Origin of the sequence: Nostoc sp. LEGE 12447, from assembly GCF_015206985.1 — a bacterium.
Taxonomy (GTDB): Bacteria; Cyanobacteriota; Cyanobacteriia; order Cyanobacteriales; family Nostocaceae; genus Nostoc.
On the sequence record NZ_JADEXT010000014.1, the window covers coordinates 130,818 to 157,543 of the forward strand.

At 42.4% G+C, this 26,726-nt stretch carries 21 protein-coding genes and 1 tRNA gene; 10 read left to right on the top strand and 12 right to left on the bottom strand.

Annotated features, from left to right (window positions below; all coding sequences use genetic code 11):
• Positions 1-367: 367 nt before the first annotated feature.
• Positions 368-441, bottom strand: a tRNA-Pro gene (locus IQ274_RS16635).
• A 286-nt stretch (positions 442-727) separates the two neighbouring features.
• Positions 728-1,276: a GNAT family N-acetyltransferase gene (locus IQ274_RS16640; RefSeq protein WP_163929243.1), complete on the bottom strand. Its 549-nt coding sequence runs from the start codon at positions 1,274-1,276 to the stop codon at positions 728-730.
• A gap of 506 nt (positions 1,277-1,782) precedes the next feature.
• Here IQ274_RS16640 and IQ274_RS16645 point away from each other — a divergent pair.
• Positions 1,783-2,502: a hypothetical protein gene (locus tag IQ274_RS16645; protein WP_012410214.1), complete on the top strand. Its 720-nt coding sequence runs from the start codon at positions 1,783-1,785 to the stop codon at positions 2,500-2,502.
• Between the two features lie 158 nt (positions 2,503-2,660).
• Positions 2,661-3,572 (top strand): alpha/beta fold hydrolase, encoded by a 912-nt coding sequence (locus IQ274_RS16650; RefSeq protein ID WP_194142899.1) that lies wholly within the window; start codon positions 2,661-2,663, stop codon positions 3,570-3,572.
• Between the two features lie 56 nt (positions 3,573-3,628).
• Here IQ274_RS16650 and tsaD read toward each other — a convergent pair whose 3' ends face one another.
• Positions 3,629-4,678 carry a tRNA (adenosine(37)-N6)-threonylcarbamoyltransferase complex transferase subunit TsaD gene (tsaD, locus tag IQ274_RS16655; protein WP_194142900.1) on the bottom strand — a complete coding sequence of 350 codons (1,050 nt, stop codon included), beginning with the start codon at positions 4,676-4,678 and terminating at the stop codon, positions 3,629-3,631.
• A gap of 268 nt (positions 4,679-4,946) precedes the next feature.
• On the opposite strand from tsaD, the gene IQ274_RS16660 reads away from it, so the two are divergent.
• The 3 genes from IQ274_RS16660 to IQ274_RS16670 all read left to right on the top strand — a co-directional run bounded on the left by IQ274_RS16660 (position 4,947) and on the right by IQ274_RS16670 (position 6,423).
• Positions 4,947-5,441, top strand: coding sequence for a Photosystem I reaction center subunit III (locus IQ274_RS16660; protein WP_114081157.1), 495 nt, complete (start codon positions 4,947-4,949; stop codon positions 5,439-5,441).
• 39 nt (positions 5,442-5,480) lie between these two features.
• Complete coding sequence (gene psaJ / locus IQ274_RS16665) at positions 5,481-5,630, top strand: photosystem I reaction center subunit IX (protein ID WP_012410218.1); 150 nt, start codon at positions 5,481-5,483, stop codon at positions 5,628-5,630.
• A gap of 271 nt (positions 5,631-5,901) precedes the next feature.
• On the top strand, positions 5,902-6,423 hold the full coding sequence (locus IQ274_RS16670; protein ID WP_163929240.1) for a photosystem I reaction center protein subunit XI: 522 nt from the start codon (positions 5,902-5,904) through the stop codon (positions 6,421-6,423).
• 93 nt (positions 6,424-6,516) lie between these two features.
• Here IQ274_RS16670 and gmk read toward each other — a convergent pair whose 3' ends face one another.
• From gmk to tyrS, 5 genes are all read right to left on the bottom strand, one after another.
• On the bottom strand, positions 6,517-7,113 hold the full coding sequence (gmk, locus tag IQ274_RS16675) for a guanylate kinase (RefSeq protein ID WP_175586660.1): 597 nt from the start codon (positions 7,111-7,113) through the stop codon (positions 6,517-6,519).
• A 165-nt stretch (positions 7,114-7,278) separates the two neighbouring features.
• Complete coding sequence (gene remA, locus IQ274_RS16680) at positions 7,279-7,545, bottom strand: extracellular matrix/biofilm regulator RemA (RefSeq protein WP_012410221.1); 267 nt, start codon at positions 7,543-7,545, stop codon at positions 7,279-7,281.
• A 779-nt stretch (positions 7,546-8,324) separates the two neighbouring features.
• Positions 8,325-9,035, bottom strand: coding sequence for a hypothetical protein (locus IQ274_RS16685; RefSeq protein ID WP_163929239.1), 711 nt, complete (start codon positions 9,033-9,035; stop codon positions 8,325-8,327).
• Positions 9,032-9,751: an orotidine-5'-phosphate decarboxylase gene (pyrF, locus tag IQ274_RS16690; protein ID WP_163929238.1), complete on the bottom strand. Its 720-nt coding sequence runs from the start codon at positions 9,749-9,751 to the stop codon at positions 9,032-9,034. Before pyrF ends, IQ274_RS16685 begins: the two co-directional genes overlap by 4 nt.
• 42 nt (positions 9,752-9,793) lie before the next feature.
• Positions 9,794-10,981, bottom strand: a complete 1,188-nt coding sequence (gene tyrS / locus IQ274_RS16695; protein WP_194142901.1) for a tyrosine--tRNA ligase — start codon at positions 10,979-10,981, stop codon at positions 9,794-9,796.
• A 173-nt stretch (positions 10,982-11,154) separates the two neighbouring features.
• On the opposite strand from tyrS, the gene IQ274_RS16700 reads away from it, so the two are divergent.
• The gene (locus tag IQ274_RS16700; protein ID WP_194142902.1) at positions 11,155-13,080 is read left to right on the top strand and encodes a transglycosylase domain-containing protein; all 1,926 of its coding nucleotides are present in this window, start codon (positions 11,155-11,157) and stop codon (positions 13,078-13,080) included.
• 71 nt (positions 13,081-13,151) lie between these two features.
• Here IQ274_RS16700 and IQ274_RS16705 read toward each other — a convergent pair whose 3' ends face one another.
• Both IQ274_RS16705 and IQ274_RS16710 read right to left on the bottom strand, forming a co-directional pair.
• Positions 13,152-13,475, bottom strand: a complete 324-nt coding sequence (locus IQ274_RS16705) for a DUF1825 family protein (RefSeq protein WP_012410226.1) — start codon at positions 13,473-13,475, stop codon at positions 13,152-13,154.
• Positions 13,476-13,601: 126 nt separating this feature from the next.
• A complete protein-coding gene (locus IQ274_RS16710; protein WP_194142903.1) occupies positions 13,602-14,525 on the bottom strand; it encodes a J domain-containing protein in 924 nt (307 codons plus the stop codon).
• Between the two features lie 183 nt (positions 14,526-14,708).
• Here IQ274_RS16710 and IQ274_RS16715 point away from each other — a divergent pair, with 183 nt between their 5' ends.
• The gene (locus IQ274_RS16715) at positions 14,709-15,083 is read left to right on the top strand and encodes an NINE protein (protein ID WP_012410228.1); all 375 of its coding nucleotides are present in this window, start codon (positions 14,709-14,711) and stop codon (positions 15,081-15,083) included.
• Positions 15,084-15,097: 14 nt separating this feature from the next.
• Positions 15,098-15,631: a ComEA family DNA-binding protein gene (locus tag IQ274_RS16720; protein ID WP_163929235.1), complete on the top strand. Its 534-nt coding sequence runs from the start codon at positions 15,098-15,100 to the stop codon at positions 15,629-15,631.
• Positions 15,632-15,759: 128 nt separating this feature from the next.
• Here the strand turns inward: IQ274_RS16720 and lepB are convergent, their stop codons facing one another.
• Positions 15,760-16,332 (bottom strand): signal peptidase I, encoded by a 573-nt coding sequence (lepB, locus tag IQ274_RS16725; RefSeq protein WP_012410230.1) that lies wholly within the window; start codon positions 16,330-16,332, stop codon positions 15,760-15,762.
• 1,700 nt (positions 16,333-18,032) lie between these two features.
• Between lepB and IQ274_RS16730 the strand changes: the two genes are divergently transcribed.
• Positions 18,033-18,944 (top strand): polysaccharide deacetylase family protein, encoded by a 912-nt coding sequence (locus tag IQ274_RS16730; RefSeq protein ID WP_163928520.1) that lies wholly within the window; start codon positions 18,033-18,035, stop codon positions 18,942-18,944.
• A gap of 197 nt (positions 18,945-19,141) precedes the next feature.
• Here IQ274_RS16730 and gltB read toward each other — a convergent pair whose 3' ends face one another.
• A complete protein-coding gene (gltB, locus tag IQ274_RS16735; RefSeq protein ID WP_194142904.1) occupies positions 19,142-23,824 on the bottom strand; it encodes a glutamate synthase large subunit in 4,683 nt (1,560 codons plus the stop codon).
• Between the two features lie 764 nt (positions 23,825-24,588).
• Between gltB and IQ274_RS16740 the strand changes: the two genes are divergently transcribed.
• Entirely contained in the window at positions 24,589-26,595 is a 2,007-nt protein-coding gene (locus tag IQ274_RS16740; RefSeq protein ID WP_194142911.1) for a phosphodiester glycosidase family protein, read from the top strand.
• Positions 26,596-26,726 lie beyond the last annotated feature (131 nt).

Here is a 26,726-nt window from a genome sequence, read left to right on the forward strand (position 1 = left end):
GTGTTCTTCTCGATTTCGCTTTGCTATTCACCACGAAATGCTGTAGATGCCTAGTATATGTCTTTTCAAACGGTGAAAAGTCTCTTAGTCTCTCGACCTTAGATATGATAAATGCCATTCTATCGGCTTTCTCTAAGATCGGGTGACGCTATTACTTAATCAATCGTTCCATCGTGTTTGCTTTAATATCTTCTCAAATCGATACAAAGTCCAGTATCAGCAATATCTTACTGCTTCAGGGTGAAATTTGCTTGTTAGGCTTCAACATTTAACCCAACACTATAACAGGCAAATTGCTATTATCCGTAAAAATGTACAATTTAATTGCATCGCCTAGCAAGTAAACTTTTAAATAATATTACTTAAATCGGGATGACAGGATTTGAACCTGCGGCATCCTGCTCCCAAAGCAGGCGCGCTACCAAGCTGCGCTACATCCCGGTTATACTCATCTACTTTTGGAAGTTTGGTTTTAGTTTCCCATTAAAGCGATCGCGCTTTACCAAAAGCATTAAGGTTACTATATCACATCATACGGCTTATGCCTAATCTTTTTTCCTTTGCCAAGAACAAGATAGATTAGATTTTCAATTTTTACACCGATAAAGGTTTTTTGCCGACTTAGTTTTACAAGATATATACTTGCGCCCTTGTCGGCTGAACCTTTCAAAACTACATCAAAATAATAGATTTTGTTATGCAAATCGGGTTTTATTTTGATTGAGCGCTAGTGAGGATACCAGAACATGCCTTTAATGCCTTCTGGATCAGCCATAAACCCCATAGTCCGGTAGAAATCTACAACATGGGGATCTGCAAAGAGAGTGACATTACTAATTTCTTCACTTCTCAGTTTTTTGAGAACGTATTTCATCAGTGCTTTACCCAGTCCTTGACTTTGAAAGTCTGGGTGAACCACGACATCCCAAATAGTGGCATTAAACGCGTGATCTGAGGTAGCGCGGGCAAAACCAATGAGCCGCTTTTGGTTTCCTCTCACCTGCCACATTGAGGCGACAAGAAAACTATGCTCAATAGCTTTTTTCACTTTTCTTAGAGGACGACGCGACCAACCAACTGCATCACAGAGTTCTTCTAGCTCATACAGGTCAATATCTCGCTCCGTGCTGAAGACGATGCGAGTTTCCTTTGAAGAAGCTTCGCTAATGCTGCTGGAGTTGGAGTTGCCCGCAGCATCCACACGTTCTTCAAAAGGGTTTGTCCTAGTTGTCGCTACAGATTCAGGAGTACTAAACCAAGTTTTCCAAAAACCCATGCCAACGTGGTTCGGGTAGTATAACTAAATTGGTTTCCACTCTCAGGAGTGTTGATTCACGTTTAATATAGCTACCTCCATTTGCTACCCCTTACACTCAAAATTTTTCGGTTGTTTTCGGGATTTGCAATGGTAACAGCTATTTAGAGCGTGTTTCACACCAATCATTTTCAACTTTAGCATTTTGTTGTAAAGGCTAGGAGAAATTCCCCAAAAGTAAGGATATAAACTAATTCAAAATTCAAAATCACTCCCTATTCACTCATCCTCTTGTTGGCTAAAGGAATTGGACACCGAAGTTATGATGGTCAGAAGTCTCTGCTTAGAATCAAAATTTAATATGGAAAACCAAATCCTGATAATTGCTCGTATAGAGCTTAAATGCAGGTTAGCTTAGGAGTGAATTGTATACAAGAGATTGAGTCTTTGGGAAAATTCTTCCCTAGTCCCCAACATCCAGCCCCTAGTCCCCAGGTGATGAAAGCAAGCGAGTCTTACCCTTAACAATGGCTTCTGGTTTAAAATCTTCAACACTGGAACTTCTAAAGCGCTTTAACCGAGCGTTTCCCCAGTTTTATGAGCAATTCGTCAGCAGTGAGATTCAACTGCAAAATTTGCGCCTAGCCTACCGTCTGTATAAAACTAGACGCGCTGTGATTGAACTGAAACCGGAAGGTAGTAAAAGTGCTTTGCATTTTGCTTACCGTAACCAGTCTTTTCTCCTCAGCGATATTTTTGGTGTACTAGCAGCTTATGGGTTGACTATTCACGGTCTGAGCCTATACGGTCAGATTCGTCCGCCAATGTTAGTTTTTATCAAATTGTTGGTATCTCGTGGTAGTAAAGCCTTGACCGAGAAAACCGCAGAAAATGTCTGTCGTGCCATCCGCGAGGCTTTAGGAGGTCGGTTTGAGGTAGAAGAGATGCTGGCTGTAGAATTTAATCTTGATACTGGCTTAGAGCAGGTACAAACTGAGTTCTATGTCGATCCGGTCTTTCATCTCCCTGCCTTGGTGATTGAAGCCGATAATCAACCAGGATTATTCTACAAAGTGATGTACGCCATCTGGCAGGAAGACCTGCTGGTAGTCAATGCCAATTTATTGGTTTGGCGTGGACGTACACGGCTAATTCTCTACTTATTGGGGCCAAATGAAAGCCTTATTCCTGAATATCTCGGTCACAAAATTGCCGAAGGAGTGCGACAGAGGTTGCTGGGGAAATGAGAAAAGTGAGGAGTTATGAGTTAAATAATTCGTAATTCGTAATTCGTAATTAAAAATTAACAATTCCTAACTCTTAACTCCTGTAAAGACGAGATTAATCACGTCTCTCTTCCTATTCCGTATTTAGTCGCACCCGCCCTTCGGGGTACGATATAAACATGGCAACTATCGAAATCTTGGGCGTTCCACACGCATACGAGCTAACGGCTCCCACTTCCTGCCCCCACGCTTTAGTATTTATCCACGGTTGGCTCAATAGCCGTGGATATTGGCAACCTGTGATTTCCCGCCTATCAGATGATTTGCAGTGCCTTTCCTATGATTTGCGGGGTTTTGGTGAATCCCAGTCCCCGGTACAAACCGATTTTAGTCGGGCACAAACGTCTCTAAGTCTGATGCCCATCTCGAATAGTGCGGTTGGTTCACCAATCGATTCTCTTTATACTCCTGTTGCTTATGCTCAGGATTTAGCCATTCTCCTAAAACAGCTGAATATTACTAGTGCTTGGCTAATTGGTCACTCCTTGGGAGGTACGATCGCGCTTTGGGGAGCAGATCAAATGCCTGAGTGCGTTAAGGGAGTTATTTGTATTAATGCTGGCGGTGGTATTTACCTGAAAGAAGCTTTTGAGCAGTTTCGCTCGGCGGGTCAGAAATTTTTGCAAGTCCGCCCACGTTGGCTCTCCCAAGTGCCTTTGATTGATTTGCTGTTTACTAGAGCCAGTGTAGTGCGTCCTTTAGACCGCCATTGGGCACGTCAAAGGCTGATTGATTTCGTTGTGGCTGACCCAGAAGCAGCGTTAGGAACTCTGTTAGATTCCACAACGGAGGAAGAAATCAATCGTTTACCTGAGCTAGTATCCCAACTGAAGCAGCCAGTTTATTTTTTGGCTGGTGCTGAGGATAAGGTTATGGAACCCAAGTATGTACGCCATTTAGCTAGCTTTCACAGACTGTTCCAATACTGTGGTGACAATGTTCTAGAAATTCCTAATTGCGGACACCTGGCTATGTTGGAACAGCCGGATGAAGTGGCCGATCGCATTCGGTCGATAGTTATTAGTCATTAGTTATTAGTCATTAGTCATTAGTCATTGGTGGTTAGAAAAGGACAAAGGACAAATGACTACTCAAGAGGGTGATATAACTTCATCACTTGGGTCAGCGCTAACCTAGACTCAACGCCTAGTGTAAGAGGCGATGTATGACCATGAGATAGATGATCGGCGGCGGCACAGCCGATCATAGCGGCGTTATCGGTACAGAATTTCAGAGGCGGGAATAGGACGCGGAGGTTATGTTTAATGGCGGCAGCTTGGAGGTTTTTTCTCAACCCACTATTAGCTGCTACACCGCCACCAATGGCAATTGTATCTAGACCATAGTCTAGGGCACAGGTGATCGCTCTTTTGGTTAGCGATCGCGCTACGGTTTCCTGAAAGCTAGCTGCTACATCTGCCACTGGCACTTGTCCACCATCTTTTTCTAGTTGCTGCACTAAACGCAATACAGCCGTTTTTAACCCACTAAAACTCGCATCATAAGGATGAAACCCCCCACCAGGTAAAGAAACTTTTCCTTCTGGGAGAGGAAAGGCTTGGGAATTTCCTTGTTGTGCCAACTTGTCAATTACTGGCCCACCGGGATAACCTAGCTTTAATAATCGCGCCACTTTATCAAAGGCTTCACCCGCAGCATCATCACGAGTTTGCCCCAGTGTTTCGTAATTACCACAATCTTTGACGAAAATCAAGCTTGTATGTCCGCCAGAAACTAATAAACTCAAGAAAGGGGGATTTAGACTTGATTCGCTCAAGTAAGTTGCATAAATGTGACCTTCGAGGTGATGAACTCCCAAAAATGGCTTGTTGTGTACCATTGCTAGGGTTTTGGCAGCAGTTAACCCCACCAAGAGCGCTCCTACGAGTCCAGGGGCACAAGTGGCGGCAATTGCGTCAATTTGTCCCCAGTCTAGCTGGGCTTGCTCTAGGGCTTGTGCGATCGCAACATTTATCATTTCCAAGTGCTGGCGAGATGCGACTTCCGGCACTACCCCACCATACTGTTGATGGACTGGAATTTGCGAGGCGACAATACTGCTACAAACTTTACGATTGTTAACAATTGCAACGGCAGTTTCATCACAACTGGATTCTATTGCTAAAACGGTTGTCATTTCTTGAGTGCTGAGTGCTGAGTCCTGAATAGTGGAGAGAAAATCTTGCTTCTTTACTACCCTACAACAACAATTCTTATACTCAGCACTTGTTACTCAGCACTCAGCACTCATTTTGGTTGAGAAGCTTTAACTTTTATTTACTTAAACTTTACTCGGTTCCCACCCAAGAGTATGATGACTTCCTAGTTATGCAAATAAACAGCTGTACAAGCCGCTTCGTTTTGTACAAAGAACTTCTTGTTTTGTAATAAAAGGAAACAACTCTATGCGACGATTGTTTGCTTTGATGTTAGCGATTTGTCTTTGGTTCAATTTTGCCTCCCCAGCACAAGCTTTAGGGGCTAATTTGACACCTTGCAAGGACAATCCCGCTTTTCAAGAGCTAGCAGCTAATGCCCGTAATACCACCGCCGATCCCCAATCAGGGAAAAAGCGGTTTGAGCGTTATTCTCAAGCGCTGTGCGGCCCTGAAGGTTATCCCCACTTAATTGTTGATGGTCGCCTAGATCGGGCTGGTGACTTTTTGATCCCCAGCATTCTGTTTCTATATATTGCTGGTTGGATTGGCTGGGTAGGTCGTACCTATCTGCAAGCAATCAAAAAGGAATCTGATACTGAACTCAAAGAAATCCAAATCGATCTTGGTTTGGCACTCCCTATCATTGCATCAGGCTTTACTTGGCCAGTAGCAGCACTGCAAGAGTTTCTCTCTGGAAAATTAGCAGCCAAAGATTCAGAAATCACTGTTTCCCCACGCTAAATCAGCTTAACTAATTCATTCGTTTTGGAGAATAAATTCATGGCAGACAAAGGCGATCAATCATCATATTTGATTAAGTTTATTTCCACAGCACCTGTGGCAGCTACCATCTGGCTGACAATCACAGCAGGTATCTTGATTGAATTCAACCGCTTTTTCCCAGACTTACTTTTCCACCCACTGCCATAGGTAGAAAATGGAATTTAGCACAGTTGAATTTATTGTGTTTTTCCTAAAATTATGTAGTTGATAATTCTGCTTAACTAAGCTGAATTATCACCAAAATAGGCAGCACAAAGAGTTTTTTGAAACTCGTGATCCTGTTTACAGATCGCGAGTTTCACACTTTAAAATTAGCTAAATTAATTTTTCTAAACTTCTTAGCCAAAAGACATCTTTAGCTACAATTATTATTAATATAAAAATGCCACCATTTTAAATTTAGAGGCGAACATAAAATATGGCACAAGCTGTAGACGCATCAAAGAATCTCCCCAGCGATCCCAGAAATCGGGAAGTTGTTTTCCCTGCATTCCGCGATCCGCAATTGGGAAACCTAGAAACCCCAGTTAATTCTTCTCCCTTGAGCAAGTGGTTCATTAATAACTTACCTGCCTATCGCCCAGGTCTATCTCCTGCCAGACGCGGTTTAGAAGTTGGACAGGCTCATGGTTACTTGCTATTTGGCCCCTTCGCAAAATTGGGACCACTGCGGGATACAGCTAACGCTAATTTGGCTGGGTTACTGGGAGCCATCGGCTTGGTGGTTTTGCTCACCGCTTGTCTATCCTTGTATGCTAATAGCAATCCACCCAAAGCACTTCCTAGCGTTACCGTACCCAATCCCCCGGTAGATGCTTTTAACTCTAAAGAAAGCTGGAACAACTTTGCCAGTTCTTTCTTAATTGGTGGTATTGGTGGTGCAGTAGTTGCTTACTTTTTGACTAGCAATCTAGGGCTAATTCAAGGTTTATTTGGTTAATTTAGAAATGAAGAGTTAGGAGTTAGGAGTTGGGAGTTAAAATTCATAACTTCTAACTCCCGTACAGACGCGATTAATCGCGTCTCTCCAAACTTATTTAAACAAAACCGTTTCAATGTCATTTAAAGCAGTTTCAAAATCGTCATTAACGATTTGAATATCAAATTCATCTGCGGCCTGAATTTCTTCTTGGGCGCGGAGTAAACGACGGGCGATCGCTTCTTCAGAGTCTTGGGCGCGAGAGCGTATCCGTTTCTCCAGTTCATCAAAAGAAGGCGGTAAGATAAAAATGCTGAGGGCACTGGGGAAGGAAGCACGAATTTGTCTTGCGCCTTCTAACTCAATTTCTAGCACTACCAACTTGCCAGATTGAATTTGGTTAAGTACAGCTTCACGGGGAGTGCCGTAATAGTTACCAGCAAATTCTGCCCATTCTAAAAACTCACCTTCAGCCACTAATTGTTCAAATTTACTAAGGCTGACAAAGTAATAATTTTTGCCATCGATTTCTCCTGGACGGGCAGAACGGGTCGTTGCGGATACGGAAAAATAAAGTTCTGGATGACGTTGTAGGAGCGATCGCATTAAAGTGCCTTTACCAACCCCACTAGGGCCAGTCAAAACAATCAATCTGCCTAAATGTAAGCATTCTTCTGTGGTAGCACTACTCTGTATGGGTAAAACTGGCATTATCCCCTCAACCTGTGAATCAATCAATAGATATTATTCATTAGTCTTGTGTTCCCGGCCAAGTCCACTAGTGACTAAGGAATTTGTAGCAAGGGTGACAGAAAACTTATCTAATTCACATCGTACTGCTGATACGGTACAAAGAGGAGTAGGAATAATCTAGTGTTAATTATCTACAGTTTGATGATCGCGGGAAATTACAAAGCGATTCGCTACCGTTTCCGGCTGAATTGCTGACAGAATTACGTGGCTGGAATCGGTGATAATTACAGCCCTAGTCCGACGACCGTAAGTTGCATCAATCAGTTGACCTCTGTCCCGCGCATCGGTAATAATCCGCTTAATCGGGGCAGACTCTGGACTGACAATTGCAACTACTCGGTTAGCAGACACAATGTTACCAAAGCCGATGTTGATTAATTGAATCTCCATAAAAAAACTCACGCCAAAGGCGGTTTGAGAAGCTCGAAATAAACTTATTTCTATGTTATCGCCAAAAAACGGGAGTTACAACGCATAAATTCAAGCCAGCCTTTGTTTTTAAATAATGTCTGCTTTTTTTCGCTGTTTATTGGCTAAACTTGCTGAAAATCTTCCCAAAGGCATAGGCGCAATTACACTGATACAAGCTAGTTGGATGATGTACATTTATTTTGTTTGAAACAAGTATCTAGCTCCGAAATAGATGGAGAGCAAAATCGACTGTTTGCAGAAGTAGAGAAAAGGGAAAAGGGTAATAAAAATCTCTTTCTCCCTCTTGCAAAAGCTACTCTTAGTGCTTTTCGTTTGTATGCAATAAACTCTGCTCTCTCTGCTAAAAGGCTACAGTGTACATACAAGTAATACCGTAGCCATACCTTGTAAATCTCGTACTGCGTTTTCATCCCCACAAGGGTAGAAGTCACGAAGCCCACCAACGCACTGGCTTCTCTGCGTTAGCCTGCGGGAAGCCGCTACGCGTCTCAATACTGCTCGGTTAAGGATTTTTAACTCAGAATTGGGTTTGGGGTAAAGGTTAAAGGGTAAAGGTTAAAGGTTTTTTCTTTCCCCTTTCCCCTTCCCCCTTTTCCCCTTAACCGACAAGTATTGCTACGCGTCTAGGTTATTTCGTTATCCCGTAACTTGTGCGTAAGTCCTATAAATGATCAGATCGATTTAGTCCACTTGAGTGGACTTTGGCTATCAGCTCATAACTTCAGTTCTGGGCAGGATTATTGTCCACCATTCACGGCACGTATCCGTCGGACACTTCCAGCTTGGCAATCGCGTAACCAAGTATTCACTGCTTGGGCAACAGTGCCATTACTACTATCGCGTGGCGGGGATAATGGCTGCTGTGCTGAATTGGAACCAGTTTGAGAAAACATCATCACTAAATGCCAACCAGTTGTAGTTTTAGTCAACAACAGCCAGTGAAATTGCTGCAATTCGATCGCTTTCTTTCCTATGTACTGCCGCTCCAAGGTAGTAAAGAAAACTTGCTCAACTCCTGATGCAGAGCTTTTAGACGCATCTGCACTATATTCTTCAAGGTTAAGGGGCAGAGGAGTAAACTCAGGTCTTCCTGCTACTAACATATAACTGTAAATATCACTACTTCTGCTGAGGCGACGGGCGCGTTGACTGGCGCGATTAGTATAACTAGGTAAATCTTGGAGTAGCTTTATAGTTAATGTTTCTAAATTTTGCTCAGAACAGAAAGACTTCGCCCCGTCGTTGATATTTTCTCTTTCTGCTAGCGCCGAGGAGTTAGGGGTGAGGCTTTTCGAGAACGCTGGGTAATTAAAGCTATTTGATACTAAAATCCAAAAGCCACAAGCTACAAGCCAACTATAATTTTTCTTCTTGAGTGAAGAGGCAAGATTTTTCTCCCCTACACCCTGCACTCTGTCTCCCAGTTTCTCACTGACTCTTAGCTTCATGCCACCGTGGTTAACTCCTCAGAAATCCTCTTCCAGGCTAACTCTGGCTCAGTAGCAGTAGTAATGGGACGGCCAATTACTAAATAATCTGCACCAGCTTTCATAGCTTGTGCTGGAGTGAGCGATCGCTTTTGATCTGCATTATCTGCCCAAGTTGGTCTAACGCCGGGACAAACTAGCAAAAAGCGATCTCCACAAGTCTCTCGTAGCTGTGCCACCTCTTGAGGCGAACAAACTACCCCATCCAAACCACATTCTTGAGCCAGCAGGGCCATTTCTAGAGCATATTCTGGCAATTCCAGAGGTATTTTTAAATCAAATGCCAACTGCCTAGCAGAAATGCTCGTCAGCAGGGTAATAGCAATTAACTTCGGTGGTTGTACACCTGCTTGGGCTGCCCCTTCGTGTGCTGCTTCAATTGCGGCTTTTAGAGCATCTCTACCAGCAGTAGCATGAATTGTCAGCAAATCCACTCCGTATCTAGCTGCACTCCGGCAAGCACCAGCAACGGTGTTGGGGATATCATCAAACTTTAAATCTAAGAAAATGCGCTTTTCCTTAGACTTTAGGACTTCCAGAATTTTGGGGCCAGTGCTGGTAAACAACTCTAAGCCGACTTTCCAAAAACCGACTTGCGGGAGTTGATCTATAAGAGCGATCGCAGCTTGCTCATCTGGTACATCCAAAGCGACAATAATTTTTTCTTCTGCATTCATACGTGGTTTCTTGCTAACTACTTCCCAGTCTCTAGTTCCCATCTAAGGTACTAGGCGCACAAACTTATTTTTCCCAACTTGTAAAACCTTACCTTGTAACTGGGCAGAATCAGCAAAAGTAGTATCAACATCGGTAATGCGATCGCCATCTAAGCGCACCCCACCTTCTTGAATTTTCCGCTTACCTTCCCCTGTACTTTTGCATAAGCCAGTGACATTGAGAATATAGGCTAATTTAGCGGGATGCGATACTTCAGCTAGAGAAAATTCGGGAACTGCACCTTCCTTTCCGCCACTTTGGGCTGCTTCTCTCGCTTCTTGGGCGGCTGTTTCGCCGTGATACTGCTTGACGACTTCCCATGCCAGGAGTGTTTGGCGATCGCGGGGATTTTCTGGCAGATTATCCAAAGGTAAATCCGTCAGCAGTTCAAAATATTGTGACAGCAGATTATCTGGAACCCCTTGCAACTTCTGATATTTTTGCCCCGGATGTTCTGACAACCCAATATAATTACCTAAAGACTTGGACATTTTTTGCACCCCATCCGTGCCAATTAAAATTGGCAGCAGCATCCCAAACTGGGGCTTTTGACCAAAATGACGCTGTAAATCTCTGCCCACAGCGATGTTAAATTTCTGATCAGTCCCTCCTAATTCCACATCTGCTTCCACGGCAACGGAATCGAAACCTTGCATTAACGGGTATAGGAACTCATGGATAAAAATCGGATTCTCTTTTCTATAGCGATCGGCAAATCCTTCCTTAGCCAACATCTGCCCCACCGTCATCGTGGAAAGTAACTCCAAAATTTTCTCTAAGTTAAGCCCAGAGAGCCATTCGGAGTTATAGCGCACCTCTAACCTTCCTGGTGTGTCAAAATCCAAGATAGGACGTACTTGGTCAAGATAAGTCTGGGCATTTTGGGCGACATCTGCTTCTGTAAGCTGGCGGCGCACCTCAGATTTACCAGTCGGATCGCCAATGCGTGCTGTAAAATCGCCAATAATTAGAACTGCTATATGGCCTGCATCTTGAAACGCTCGCAGTTTTCGTACTGGTATGCTATGACCTAAATGAATATCAGTACCAGTCGGGTCAATCCCCAACTTGATCCTCAAAGGTTTGTTTGTAGTTGCCAAAAGCTTTTCTAGACTTTCACTGTTAACATCTACTGGTTGTGGAAAAACTTCTACAACACCACGACGCAGCCAAGCAAAATCTTGCGTCATACTAGAAAATCCACTGTTAGCTATGTTTTGCCCACTAGAAGTTAAGTTGGTTATAAACACTTGCAATTTATCCACTTTCTCATCTGCCAAACTACTATAATTGCAAAAAATTAACCGCCTTGCTTCATCCAATCAATTACAGTTAAATTTATAAGTGAGGAAGTGAAATCGCCGTGTCGTCTTCTAGGACTTTTGAAGATAAACAGCCACAACGTCGGGCTTCATCAGGTTTTGAGTTTTTGAAAGGAGTTGGTCAGGTAACTGGGGGTACTCTGCTCTCAATTACCATGTTGGCAAGTTCCATTGTAGCCGGAGGACTGGTTGGTTTAGCCATTAGTTTCCGTAATTTGCCAGATGTAAGACAGCTACGTAACTTCTTTCCCTCAGAAACAACTTACATCTATGACGTTAAGGGTAAACTTTTAACGAGTATCCACGGGGAAGCCAACCGGGAAGTCGTACCCCTGGATAGAATTTCTCCAAACTTAAAACGGGCGGTATTAGCAAGTGAAGATAGTCACTTCTACGATCACCACGGTATTAACCCCACTGGTGTTGGCCGGGCTATCGTAGTTAACGCTGTAGCAGGTGGAGTCAAAGAGGGTGGCTCTACTGTTACTATGCAATTGGTCAAAAACCTGTTTTTGTCTCAAAAGCGCGCCTTTACCCGCAAGTTGGCGGAGGCAGTGCTGGCAATCAGGTTAGAGCAAATTCTCACCAAAGACCAAATTTTAGAAATGTACCTCAATCAAGTTTATTGGGGTCATAACAATTATGGTGTACAAACGGCAGCCCGCAGTTACTTTAATAAGTCATCAGAATATTTAAGCTTGGGTGAGTCAGCAATGATGGCGGGTTTGATCCAAGCACCAGAAGAATTCAGCCCCTTTGTGAGCATGAAGCTGGCAAAACAGAAACAAAAAGAAGTGCTGGGGCGGATGCTGGAATTAAACTGGATCAACCAGTCTGAGTATGACGATGCTCTCAAGCAGGAAATAAAACTTGGTAGAATCAAATCTTTTCAAGGTAGTGCCCTACCTTATGTAACCAACACCGTAGCACAGGAGTTGGCTAAGAAGTTTGGGCGTGAGACACTACTCAAAGGTGGGATGCGGGTGCAAACTACAGTTGATGCCAACTTCCAAAGTATGGCAGAGGAAACTGTCGTTAAGTGGCATAAATCACTTCTTGGGCAGGGATTATCTAAGAATCAAATCGCCTTGGTAGCCATTGATCCGCGCACGCACTTTATCAAAGCACTGGTGGGTGGTGTAGATCCTAAGATTAGTGAATTTAATCGTGCAACTCAATCTCAACGGCAGCCCGGATCTTCTTTTAAACCGTTTGTCTACTATACTGCTTTCGCTACTGGTAAATATGGGCCAGACTCAACGGTGGTAGATTCTCCAGTTAGTTATCAAGATGGAAATGGCCGGTACTTTCCCAGAAATTATGATGGGGGTTTTAGCGGTCCTATGCCAATCCGTACAGCTTTAGCACAATCACGCAACATTCCCGTGATTAAGATTGGTAAGGCTGTTGGCATGAATCGAGTGATTGACACTTGCCGTACCTTGGGGATCATGAGTCCGATGGAACCTGTTACCTCTCTGCCTCTTGGTGCAATTGGTGTCACTCCGTTAGAAATGGCTAGTGCTTATGCTACCTTTGCTAATTATGGCTGGCAATCTCCACCCACTGTAATTGCCCGTGTCACCGATAGTAGTGGTAACGTGTTATTAGATAATACCCCTAAACCCCAGCTAGTTTTAGACCCTTGGGCATCGGCAGCCATTATCGATGTGATGCGAACAGTAGTTACTAATGGTACAGGTAAAGGTGCTGCGATCGCTCGTCCAAGCGCTGGGAAGACGGGTACAACTTCCTCAGAAAAGGATATCTGGTATGTGGGCACTGTGCCACAACTAACAACTGCTGTCTGGGTGGGAAGAGACGACAACAGACAACTAGCTAGCCGTGCTACAGGCGGTGGTATGGTCGCTCCCATCTGGAAAGATTTTATGGAGAAGGCACTTAAGAATGTACCAGTGGAAAACTTTAAGCCACCTTCCCAGTTTTCTCGCCCCAAGTCACAATAACTTTGGATTTTAGATTTTAGATTTTGGATTTTGAATTTTGGATTGGCAATTAATCCAAAATCTAAAATTAACTAAGCCTGTTTTTCTAGCTCGGCTTTCATCCGTTCTAAAGTCAGGTGCATTTGGTCAAACATTTGTTGCGGGGTAACACCGAATTGACCTAATTGCGTTTTCAGTTGTTCTACAGTCATTTGTGCCATAAAATCTTCTGATAGCTCGAAGCGCTTCATAAAGATGCGATAACGATCCATCATGGCTTCCATTTGCTCAATAAACAGCTTTTTGCCATCGCGGTCAAATTTGCCGTAGTTGTTACCAAGCTTGATTAGCGCTTGATAATCTTCAAAAAGTTGTTTTGCTTCTTGCTGAACTATCTCAGAATCGAAGAATCCCATATTGCTTATATTAAACTGAGCGCCCAGACTCAGTAGCTTAATAGTTTTACTTCTATTTATTATTTTAGTCTAGGTGAGTAATCTAGTGACGAAGCTTCGGTTTTAGTACGGTTTGTTACCGAAATTTCAACACTTGACTTGAGAACCTTTTCGCTGTGTAAACCGACTTAATAAAGCCGCAATACTCATAGCTTTAGCCATTGATTTAGGATTGGTGTTTTCACCCAGTTGAATTTTCAGTTCGGGAGCGTATTTTAAGGCTAGTGAATTTTTTGGGTTAAGTTTTAATGCTTGACAGATGTAAACCCTAGCCATCCCCATAAATTTTTGTTTGAGATGCACCAAACCTAATAAGGCATAATAGTCGCTGTTATTTGGCTCTAACTTGATGGCATCGCGCAGTTCTTGAACCGCTATAGTCCATTTTCCTAGCCTGACATACTCAATAGCTCGCTGGTAGTGACGTTGAGAGTAGTTTGTCAAAACTGGTTTGACATCAGTTAATGTCAATTCAACTTGGTTGACTTCTACTTCAGAGATTATGGGAACAGCTTTTTGCGGTAAGAAGAGGTCTGGTTTATGCAACCGTAAGTATACTAAATTCAGTATAGTAATTTGTTGCGTCACCTGATAAAACTGATCTAGTGATTTGTATTGAGCTTCTGCATAACAGGCGATCGCTTCTTCGTAAAACAATTCTGCTTCGGGTGTAGACATCTTCATAATTTCCTGAGCTATGGCACTTTGAGAAGACAAAGGCTTCTGCTCCAAAACTCTTGCATCTGATCGCAGCATAGCGATCGCAATCAAGCGCTTCTGTCGATGTTTCAGTTGTTGATAAGCTGGGTTAATTAAATGGCTAAATATTGCCGTTGCTAATTTTTGGTCTGGATTGCAGTTTTTGGCATGGCGATCGGGATGTAGCAGCTTCGCTAAAGTGTGATAGCGTTTGAAAATCTGGCGATCGTCAGCAATTACAGAAATTCCTAGCACAGCGTAAGGATCACAAAGCTTTTCAGCCCATGCTGGCGGTAGTAAGGTCTGTGACATAGTAGTAATAAAGCTGTTAAAAACTTAAAATTAGCATCAAAGCCCAATGCACAGTCATGTGAAACTTACTCAAATTTCTTCAAATACTAAACTGTGTGGGAACTTTCGAAAGTCTGGAGAGCAAGCCAGGGTAGTTGACTGTCTGATTGTAGGAACTGTGGTATTGGTAGATTTATTAGAAATATGTTAACTAAGCGCAAAAGTAGAAGCGTTGCTGCTGTTTTAGCTTTTTCTGGCACGCTGACAATTTCAGGATTACATAAATTTTATCTGGGACAGCCTCTGTGGGGTGTTTTGTATGTATTACTTTCTTGGACACCTATCCCCAAGGTAGCTAGTGCCATTGAGGGAGTTTGGTATTTAGCCCAAGACGAAGAAGCTTTTGATCGTAATTTTAATCTAGGCAAGTCAGCGACAAGGAACTCACAAAAGGTAAGTAATCAGGTTGGAGCGATGGCTGACGCAATGCGAGAATTAGATGCTTTGCGTCAGGATGGACTGATTTCAGAGTATGAGTTTGAGCAAAAGCGCCGCCAATTACTAGACCAGATTTCTTAAGGTAAGCGACAATCATGAATAACTGGCTACCTTTGAACCCCAGGTTGCAAAAACTCCGCGCCAAGCTCCTCAACGATCCCTACTATCGCTTACAATCTGGGGAAGAAATTCAGATAGCAGCCAAATTAGGTATTCGCATCGATGCTAATCAAGCTACTGTAGACGATTGGTTACGCCTACCAGGTTTGTCAATTCACCAAGCACGATCGCTTGTAGAACTTTCGCATTCTGGTGTTAAATTTTACTGTATTGAAGATATTGCTGCGGCTTTGGCTATACCAGCACCGCGTCTGGAGCCATTAAAGCCTCTGCTGAATTTTATTTATTATGACCACGAATCTTTAGAAAATCCGACCCATTTAGTCAATCCGAATACAGCAACAGTCGAAAAATTGGCACAAATTCCATTTATAGATTTATCTTTAGCGCAAGCAGTGGTTCAAAATCGGCAATCCTCCGGGCCTTACCGTAACCTAGCTGATTTCCAACGACGCCTGGAGTTACCTGGTGATGCGATCGCTCAACTGATGTATTATTTAAAGTTTTAAGTTAGAAGTTATTTTAAAACTTCTAACTCTGCTAATTCTTAGATTTTGAGTCGAACCTTTGGTGCGCTTACAGCGCAACTTGGATTGAAAGAAAAATCTAAAATCCAAAATCCAAAATCCAAAATTGATTAAATGAACCCAATGCGATCAAGAGGCCAAAAACGAAATGTTGCCCGACCAATGACGTTTTCTCTGGGTAAAAAGCCCCAATAGCGAGAGTCATTACTATCATTGCGGTTATCTCCCATGACAAAAAATTCGTCTTCTGGGACTTTCACTGCTTGATATGGCTGATTTGGTGGTTCAGCAATGTAGTCTTCTGTTAAGGGTTGACCGTTGAGATAGACTTTGCCAGAATCAACACTAATTACCTCACCCGGCTGGCCAATAACCCGCTTGATGAAAGCTTGGTCTTTAGGATATCCCCGACGTTGTAGTTCTGCGGGTGGCTGAAAAACAATAATATCCCCAGTTATGGGAGGGTGAAAATGGTAGGATATTTTTTCAACTACCAAGCGATCGCCAGTATGTAAGGTTGGCAGCATCGAATCCGAAGGGATATAGCGAGGTTCAGCGATAAAAGTTCTGATCAGAAATGCTAAACATAATGCGATCGCAATTAAAATCAGATTTTCTTGCCAACTACGCAATACTTTTGACGACGCACGTTCTTCTTTTGCATCACTTTCGTGAGGAATCATAAAAATTTGTAGCCAGTTTCAGAAGTGGGACAAATACCTTGATTTTTTTGACTCAAAAGGTATACTAATAAACAATCTAGGTTCTGCATAAACCCATACATATATTAAACAATACAGTTATTACGTCTACCAAACACAAGTAAAAGTACTGTAAATAAACGATGACCTCTTTAAGGGAATATAAGCTAATGATTAAGATTCCTCGATCATTTAAGAATCCTAATTCTAATTGCTGCAATTATAATATAAGGCAAGTTATTAGATAATTTTCAGTTTTACTGCCTTCTCCTAAAAAAGCTAGTTACCGATTGATAAAGCTATACATACAGTCGGTTTTTATTTGAGCAGAAAATTGGTCGTTAGTAGCATAACTGCTTACGACATATATAACAGTATCTGCTTCACTTCATTAAAAAAAAGCCGATGTCAGTCTTGGTAGTTGAGTTAAAATCAAATATATTTAATATGCATTATTAAGTGATATTACATAAAATTAACTATTATTGCAATGTAATTTGCAACACAGAATTACAGCCCTAACAATTGATGGGAGTAAAAAATATTACATTTAAATGTGAATTCAATAGTAAAAATGTTATGTAGAACTCATATTTGATATTTGAAAAAACTCAGTACAACTGACAAAGCCTTCTTTCCTATTGACTATTGTCTACCTATGCACGTACATTCAGAAATCTCAGAAATCGAAGCGAATTCCTAATATTATGATGATTTTAACAACTTAGCCTATATATATGTGAATTTTTCCGTAATTACACGGTGACAGTACATATTAAAGTGTACTATTAATAAGATATAAATCTCCATCATTATCGAGAAAAACATTAATCGACAAAAGCCATTAGCAATTTAGTCTAAAGTATCAGCATTAAAAATAGAATTAAACTGCCGATAAAATTATTTTTGCTAAATTGGTCAAAAGTATCTAGATTAACGAATAAGTGCCCCTTGGCAATGAGAAACTATATTGAATCAATTTTCGTCTGGTCTATTTCCTAGAAAGTACAAGGTAATATTCTGTCAGTTGAAAATTTAACTTTTTCTTAAAAAAGAAGCAATAGCAGCAGGCAGTAGAATATATCTTATCAACAATAGAACTAACAGTTTGCTAGACTCATTTTTGAAAGATACCCCGCCCCTTGTAAGTAGTTTTGTATGTTAATCACATAATTCGCTAAGTTGTATAATTTACAACTTTAGTGTCACAGTGTCTGAAGATAAGAACTTCAGTCCGCGAAAACTGCAAATTGTATACGCGACAGTCTAGCTCATCTTATTTGTAAAGCTATAAAACTTGAAATGATAATGCTGGCTTCGCTGTGAAGTGAAAGACAGAAACTAATTCAGAACTCCTATTAAGAGGATTTTGGGGTGTGGCTAATTATCTAATTGTACTCCTTCTTAGAGCTAGAGGTAAGAATGTGGAAATGCAGACCTTGCCTTTTATAAATGGGTTGATATTACACAGTACTAAGTATTGTGTAAGCATTCATCCTCATTGAAATCTCAAGTATGTAGGTTCAGTTAAAGCCATATAGTCTATTGTGAATCTTCGTTAGCCACAATTCCAATTTTCAGAATTACCAGTAAGTAACTGGTATTTAAGATATCTAAAAAAATGTGCTATAACGTACCGTCATAACCGTGGTTGATGGTTGGATCTTTGAAGGAGCTATGAGGTGGAAAACAATAAGTCGTTTCTGTGGCCAGAAGGAATATTAATTGCACTGCTTGCTTTAGGTGGTGTTTTTAGCCTTGCTTTCATGATGCTTCTCAGACCAAATGCCTCAGAGGCTCAAAGTAGACAAAATATCGATGTCAAGGATGTGGCTGCAAATGTAGGAACTCAGCAGCGCATTGAGAAATTAAAGGCGGCCATGTTTACAAGTTGGCAGCAAGAAGCACAAACAAAAGGGCTATCCTACGCTGTGCCATCACGTTTTCAAGGGGCAATAATTGAAGAGGCAAAACTCACTCAGGGTGAAAAAGTGATTGCTCTCACCTTTGATGATGGCCCTTGGCCTGACACTACAGAGCAAGTGCTAGATATTCTGAAATCAAATAATATCAAAGGAACGTTTTTTGTTGTTGGGCAGAACCTAAAAAATTATCCAGAAATCGGAAAGAAAATTGTAACTGAAGGTCATGTTATTGCTAACCATACTTGGCATCACTGGTATCACTTTTTTAATCAACAAGCAGCAGCTTTTGAAATTGATCGCACAACAGACCTAATCTATCAAATCACAGGCGCTAAAACAAATCTCTTCCGACCGCCTGGTGGGAATCTGCACAATGGATTGTCTGCTTATGCTAGAGGACAGAAGTATGCTGTGATCATGTGGTCGGCTGACTCAACAGACTACAAATTACCGACTGTACCAAAGTTGATAAATAACGTAATTAAAGATTCAAAACCTGGTGGTATTGTGCTAATGCATGATGGTGGTGGGAACCGTTCTCGAACTGTACAAGCTTTACCAGAAATTATTAGCAACTTTAGAAAGCAAGGCTATCGCTTTGTGACTATTCCAGAACTTTTAGAAATAGAAGATACAGGTCAAAGGTTGCTTGCTAATAAAAAGCAATAATTATTAATTATGGTTAATTGGTCAATAATAATTGGCTAAAAACTAAAATTATATTTTTTGTTTAAAATACATTATTTTTGAATCACTTAAAAAAAGATTCCCCTTTATAAGGGGAATCTTTTTATATCTCTACTCTATTCTCAGAAGTAAGTTCAGGTGGCTGCCTTAGCAATCCAAAGAGATTTTCGCTGAAGTTATTAATGACTAGTTACTAAACTAAACTCAGTTGTTTTTTCAGGATTAGCTTCGGGACTATCAGCTTCAGAAGGTGGAACCAACTGCCAGAACTTCGGCAAAAATTCTTGCCAGTTTTGCAGAATTTTCTTCGCCTTTGGTGAACCAGTGCGTTCCGCATGAGTTTGGATTAACTCTTGCAGTTGTTTTGCACCTACTTCCGTAATCACCCGTTGGATTTTGACTATTTCCGGGTTGACTAACTCACGGAATGCGTCGTCTTCATCTAAGAAGTATGCTAGTCCACCAGTCATGCCAGCAGCAACGTTGCGTCCTACTTTGCCGAGGACGACAATTACACCACCAGTCATGTATTCACAGCAGTGATCCCCAGCGCCTTCAATCACTGCGATGCCTTTGGAGTTTCTCACCGCAAAGCGCTCTCCAGCTAAACCGTTGGCAAATAAAACGCCACCAGTAGCACCATAGAGGCACGTATTACCAACTATGACATTTTGTGATGCGTTATAGGTAGCATCAGTTGGAGGCTTGATGATGATTTCACCACCATGCATCCCTTTACCTACGTAGTCGTTTGCTTCTCCTTCTAAGGACAAACTTATACCGGGGAGGTTAAAAGCACCAAAGCTTTGTCCAACACTACCTATGAAGTTGAGATTAATTTGTCCTTCAAAATCACTGTCACCATATTGAGAAGCGATCGCTCCCGCTAATCTTGTACCCACTGTTCTGTCAGTATTGACAATAGAGTAAGTCTTAGTAACAGTAGATTGATCCCTAATGGCAGCCTTAATGTCAGAATCGGCAAGCAACTTGTCATCCAAAACCACACCGTTGCTGTGAACTTCTTCATGCACTAACCAGCTACGATTATCTCTGGTATCTGGTAGCTTGAGCAAACAATCAAGATTTAGTGATTGTGTTTTGGTAATTTTTGCCTCTTGGCGCAGTTTTAACAAATCTGCACGTCCAATGATTTCTGACAAAGAACGGTAGCCAAGTCCTGCTAACAAACTACGCACTTCTTCAGCGATGAAGTAAAAGAAGTTGACAACCTGTTCCGGTATTCCCGTAAACCGCTTGCGGAGTTCTTCTTTCTGGGAGGCAACACCCACAGGGCAATTATTCGTGTGGCAGATCCGTGCCATAATACAGCCTTCAGCAATCATGGCGATGGAACCGAAACCAAATTCTTCAGCACCCATCAATGCACCTATTACCACGTCCCAACCACTCTTCAGACCGCCATCTACACGTAAAACCACGCGATCGCGCAGGCTATTTTCCATCAAAACCCGATGCACTTCACTTAAACCCAATTCCCACGGCGAACCAGCATGTTTAATCGAGCTTAGTGGCGATGCACCTGTACCACCATCATGACCAGAAATTTGGATGATATCAGCGTTTGCCTTGGCTACACCAGCAGCGATCGTGCCAATGCCAACTTCTGACACTAGCTTCACCGACACCTTTGCTTTGGGGTTAATTTGGTGCAGATCAAAAATCAGTTGCGCTAGGTCTTCAATAGAATAGATATCGTGATGTGGTGGTGGCGAAATCAGCGTTACACCTGGCTTAGAACGCCTTAACATCGCAATGTATTGGCTGACCTTGGGCCCTGGCAGTTGTCCACCTTCCCCAGGCTTGGCACCTTGGGCAATTTTGATTTCAATTTGTTTGGCGTTGACTAGGTACTCTGGTGTGACACCAAAGCGTCCCGATGCAACTTGCTTAATGGCACTATAGGCTTTATCACCATTCCGCAATCCTTTTAAATGAGGTAGGGTTGGCGAGTTACCAGACTCGTCGACATCATCTAAAACTTTATAGCGCACTGGATCTTCGCCGCCTTCCCCAGAGTTAGATTTACCGCCGATGCGGTTCATAGCGATCGCTAAAGTTTCATGGGCTTCTCTTGACAAAGCGCCTAAAGACATGCCGCCAGTGCAGAAGCGTTTGACAATCTCAGCTACCGACTCTACTTCTTCTATAGAAATTGGAGTACGTTCGCCTTGGAAATCTAGCAAGTCTCGCAATGCCGTTACTGGTCTACCTTGGAGGTGCTTTTTGTAAACTTCGTAGTGGTCATAGTTTTTGCCATCTAGAGCTTTATGCAGCGCCTTGACCATTTCTGGGCTATTCATGTGGTACTCGCCGCCAGGACGATACTGTACAAAGCCCAGGTTTTCTAATTTCTTGGTCGTTAGTTCTGGGAAAGCCTTGACGTGGAAGGAAAGTACTTCATCAGCGAGTTCGCTAATACTCAAACCACCAATGCGGGAAGTCGTACCACGAAATCCTAATTCGATTAAATCTCCACCAATGCCAATAGCTTCAAAGATTTGGGCTGCTTGATAGCTGGAGAGCAGAGAAATTCCCATCTTGGAGAGAATTTTGAGCAAACCTGACTCTACCGCTTTGCGATAGTTTCCTAAAGCTTGTTCTACAGTAAGGGTGGGAATTTTTTGCACCCCCATTAACTTTTGGGTTCTGGGATCAATGCACCAATCACGCACTGTATCTAAAGCCATATACGGGCAGACTGCACCAGCCCCATAGCCAATCAGACAAGCAAAGTGATGAGTACTCCAGCATTGGGCAGTATTAACAATTAGGGATGTTTTCATCCGTAACCCTTCCCGAATTAGGTGATGATGTACAGCACCAACTGCTAACAGGGGAGGGATGTAAGTATATTCTGTGGTGATACCGTCACTTACCTTATCGGTTAAGATTAAAATCTTTGCACCTGCTCGGACTGATTCAGCTGCTTGTGCTTGTAAAGATTCGACTGCGGCTTTCAATCCTTCAGGGCCGTTGGCGATCGCAAATAGAGTTGACAACTCAGCTGTGGCAAATCCCGACAACTTAATCGCCTCTAATTCACCATCCGTTAACACTGGCGACTCAAGTTTTAATCTCCGAGCATATTCTGCTTTGGGTTCTAATAAGTTACCTCGTTCACCCAATTCGACTTTCAAAGACATCACTAGCTTTTCCCGCAGGGGATCAATTGCCGGGTTTGTCACCTGAGCAAAGCGCTGTTTGAAGTAGTCATAAAGCAGGTGGGGTTTTGTTGACAGCACTGCTAAAGGAATATCATCCCCCATACAGAAAGTCGGCTCTGAACCTGCGATCGCCATTTGCTGAATCACCATTTCCACATCTTCTGTGGTGTAGCCAAAGGCGGTTTGAAGTTGAAGCAAGGTTTGCTTGTCAATTGTCACTTGTCCTTGGTCATTTGTCATTTGTCCTTTGCCATTGCCATTTGCTAATGACGGATGACCGACTAATGACTTTAATTCTTGACGGTACTGTTGCAGCCATTCACCATAAGGGTGCTGTTTGGCAATGCGCTGCTTAATCTCCCAATTCTTCAGCACTTCATGGTTGACTAAATCTACAGCAATCATTTGCCCAGGGCCGAGTCTACCTTTCTCGACAATATCGGCTTCTGGAAAGTCCACTACACCAGCTTCGGAAGCTACAACAATGTAGTCATCTTTGGTGATTAGGTAACGAGCTGGTCTTAAGCCATTCCGATCTAATGTTGCACCAACTTTTTTGCCATCGCTGAATACTAAAAGTGCTGGCCCGTCCCATGCTTCTTGCAAACCACTGTAATATTCGTAAAAATCAACAATTTCTGGAGATTCACGCAAAGAAGGCTGATTTTGGTAAGCTTCTGGAACCATAATCATTAAAGCTTCCAAGGGGGTGCGTCCAGAACACACCAGTAATTCCAGTACGTTATCTAGGGTAGCTGAGTCGCTGTTATCAATATGAACTAATGGCTTGAGTTCCTTGATGCGATCGCCCCATACAGGATGATTCAGGCTAGCTTCTCGTGCCATCATCCAGTTGATGTTACCCAATAAGGTATTAATTTCGCCGTTGTGACCCAAAAGCCGCATCGGTTGAGCTAGGGGCCACTTGGGCATCGTGTTGGTACTAAAGCGGCGATGATAGACAGCAAAAGCGCTTTTGTAAGCTGGATTTTTTAAATCTTGATAAAATTCTCCCAATACGGCAGAACGCACCATGCCTTTGTAGACAATTGTGCGATTTGACAACGAGCAGATATAAAATTCTTCTGAGATATTCGTTGCAATTTTACTAATTCGGCGGCGGGTAATATACAATTGTCGTTCCAATTCATCGCCGCTTTTGTCAACAGAAGCTAACAAAACTTGTTCAATTTGGGGTTGATTTTCTCTTGCTTGTACACCCAATAAATCAGATTGCACTGGCACTACTCGCCAACCCAGTACAACTAATTTTTCTTCAGTAGCTACTTGCTCAACTGCCGCTTTAGCTTTTTGTGCTGCTTCCTGGTCTTGTGGGAGAAATATCATCCCCACAGCTATATTATTGGTGGATGAAAATTCCTTCCCTCTTTGGGCAAAGTCTTGTTGGAACAAATCCCAAGGGATAGCTGTCAACACTCCAGCCCCATCACCAGAGTCTTGATCGGCGCTACAACCTCCCCGATGTTCTAAGCAGGTTAGAGCAGCTAAGGCTTTTTCGACAATTTCGTGGCTGGTATGATTTTGACGATGAGCAATAAAACCGACACCACAGGCATCTCGTTCTTCTACTAACCACTTTTGCCCCTGATAGGTATCTCTTGAGTTGATATTTGCTGTGATTTTCTGCTCTTGATTCATCGGTTGATTATTCATACCCTGTTCCTGAAGTATTGAGTTACCAATTTTGCCACTACTTACGGGAAAAATTTCTAAATTCCACGATGGAGAAATATATAAGCACCGAAATTTAGGGAAAAAAAATTTTAACTTCGGTTTTACTTTCTTAGTTTACCCGTGTTAAAATAGTTGCGTATTTTTTATGTATTTATGCGGTGTCAGACAATTTACCTCCGCCAAGACATGATTATTGTCCTGACAGTTTCTTTTTTATATTCTGAAGCTAAGTATTTTTCAATTACCTTTTTCCAGATGCACGGTAGCTACCCACAGAGCCTATTTCGGCTCGCCTGAAACCAAACTCAATGCTGTCTTATGTTTTAAAGCCAAACTCATCCCGATCCGGCAATAAAATCAGCGTATTACAATATATACCCATTTGACAATTCCCAAATATTTTTGTTGTTGTCTGGAGTTTTGCTACTTACCAGTTGCTATATTACTATTAACTAGACCTCACTGAAGTAGCAACATTCAGTCAGGATTGACTATCTTAATCCAGTTTTGATAACCAAGACTACCGTGTATAGTGTGGTTAAAATTAGTGCCAGTTAAAACACTTCTTTGCAGTTGCTTTAGCGTCTAAAATTTATTTTTGTTTAAAAGAGATAACTAGCCAATATATATATTAGCATCTTTTTTAAGAAATAAAGTCATGTTTTTTTAATATTTTCAAATAATTAGTTAGTTTATACCTTGGGGTGATAGTTTTCAAAAGTACCTAGTAAATTATGGTAAAAATGCCGAGTTCTTGCCAATCAGGGATTAGCGAACGCAGATTCTTCCGGGCTACTGTGTCACCCATACTTTTAACATTACTGTGTTTAACCACTACTGGTGCTAGCAACGCCCAAGAGTTGCCAAAAAACAGCAAATCACTGATCTCTCAGTCACCTGCACCTCCTTTAACAGGGATGGTATCCTCTGGGAATCAAATTTCCCTCAATGGTCGTACTTTACCAGGAACTTGGTTACAACGGCCGGGAAAATCTGGTCAGGTGACAACTCATCTCAGTGATGGGGTATTTAGGCAATTAATTGGAGTAAATTTCTTAAACAGTAGTAGTTCAGCGAAACAACCAATACAGTGGTTTTCGGCGGTGACAACGCCACTGGTTTTAGCCACCAGGCTAGTAGGAGCATATCGCTATCTGGATATCACTAATTTTGCTCAAACATCTGGATGGCAAATCCAAACCAATGGCAACACCTTGGTGATTGCTACCCCAAAAGCACAAATTACGAATATTGTTCAGAGCCAGGAACCTCCAGAGGCAAGTGCCCCTTTGCAACAAACCCGCATACTTGTAAATTTAGATCGGCCGACTCCCTGGCAAGTTGCACAAGGATCAGCGATCGCAAAACCGCAAACTCCATCTTCCGATCCAGATACGCCAACCCAAAAACCCACTACACCGCCAAATCGAGAATGGACAATTACCCTGGATGGAATAGCCGATCCCGTTTTGATAGAACGCTATACTCCCCAGCCACCAGCACCAACATTGCTGCCAAACCTGCTCAAACAATTATTACCAGTTACACCAACACAACCAATACCACCACCCCCTGAACCACTTATCCGACAAGTGCAGGTGGTGAAAAACCAAACGATTATTAGTCTGAGCGTCCCCTTTGGTCTATCGCCTCAAGTTAAGACTAGCGCTAACCCCAATCGCCTGATTATCGATATTCGACCCGATCCTCTAGAAGAACGAGATATTACTTGGGCCCCAGGATTACGGTGGCGACAGCATTATGTCAACTTAGGCACAGAACGCTTTCCGGTGGTTTGGTTAGAAGTTAATCCCCGTAAATTTGGGCTAACCTTGAAACCTATGTGGGCTAGTCCTGATGGGCTTGGGGGTACTGCTCCCTTAATTCAAACAGCACAACGTTACTTAGCAGTAGCTGGAATTAACGGTGGTTATTTTAACCGCAATAACAGATTGCCATTGGGTGCGATTCGTCGGGATAGTCAGTGGTTATCAGGCCCCATTCTTAACCGGGGTGCGATCGCTTGGAATGATTCAGGTCAATTTTACTTTGGTCGTCTCACCTTAGAAGAAACTTTAATTACGGCAAATGACCAGCGCTTACCAATTTTGTTTCTTAATAGTGGCTACGTCCAGAGTGGCATTGCCCGTTACACCCCAGTTTGGGGAGCAACTTACACACCCTTAACGGATAACGAAATTATCCTAGTGGTACAAAAAGACCAAATTACTCAGCAGCTACCAGGCGGCAAAGTTGGTGGGACGGCCGTTCCCATTCCCCAGGATGGCTACCTACTAACTTTACGCGCTAACGCTGCTAGCGCTGTGTCACAGTTACCGATTGGAAGCGCAGTACGTATTTCTAGCAGTACTACTCCCACTGATTTTAGTCGTTATCCCCACATTATCGGAGCCGGGCCGCTATTAATCCAAAATCGTCAAATTGTCCTTGATGCCAAAGCTGAAAAATTCAGCAATGCCTTTATTGCAGAAAAGGCTATTCGTAGCGGTATTTGTACAACTGCAACAGGCACACTGATGATTGCTGCCGTCCATAATCGTGCTGGCGGTTATGGCCCTACATTGGCAGAACATGCCCAATTAATGCAACAGATGGGATGTGTGGATGCCTTAAATCTGGACGGCGGTAGTTCTACCAGCCTTTATTTAGGAGGGCAACTACTTGACCGATCACCTAGTACTGCTGCTCGTGTTCATAATGGAATTGGTATTTTCCTGAAACCACGTTAATCAGACGTGAGTTCGACGGATAGAAAAGCGCAAAAAGCTTGCTATGTATGAATTTGCTTAACTGAGCATACAAAAAGGCGATCGCTACGATTGATTGAGAAGTGGCAAAAAAGTCACAAAAAAATGCCGAG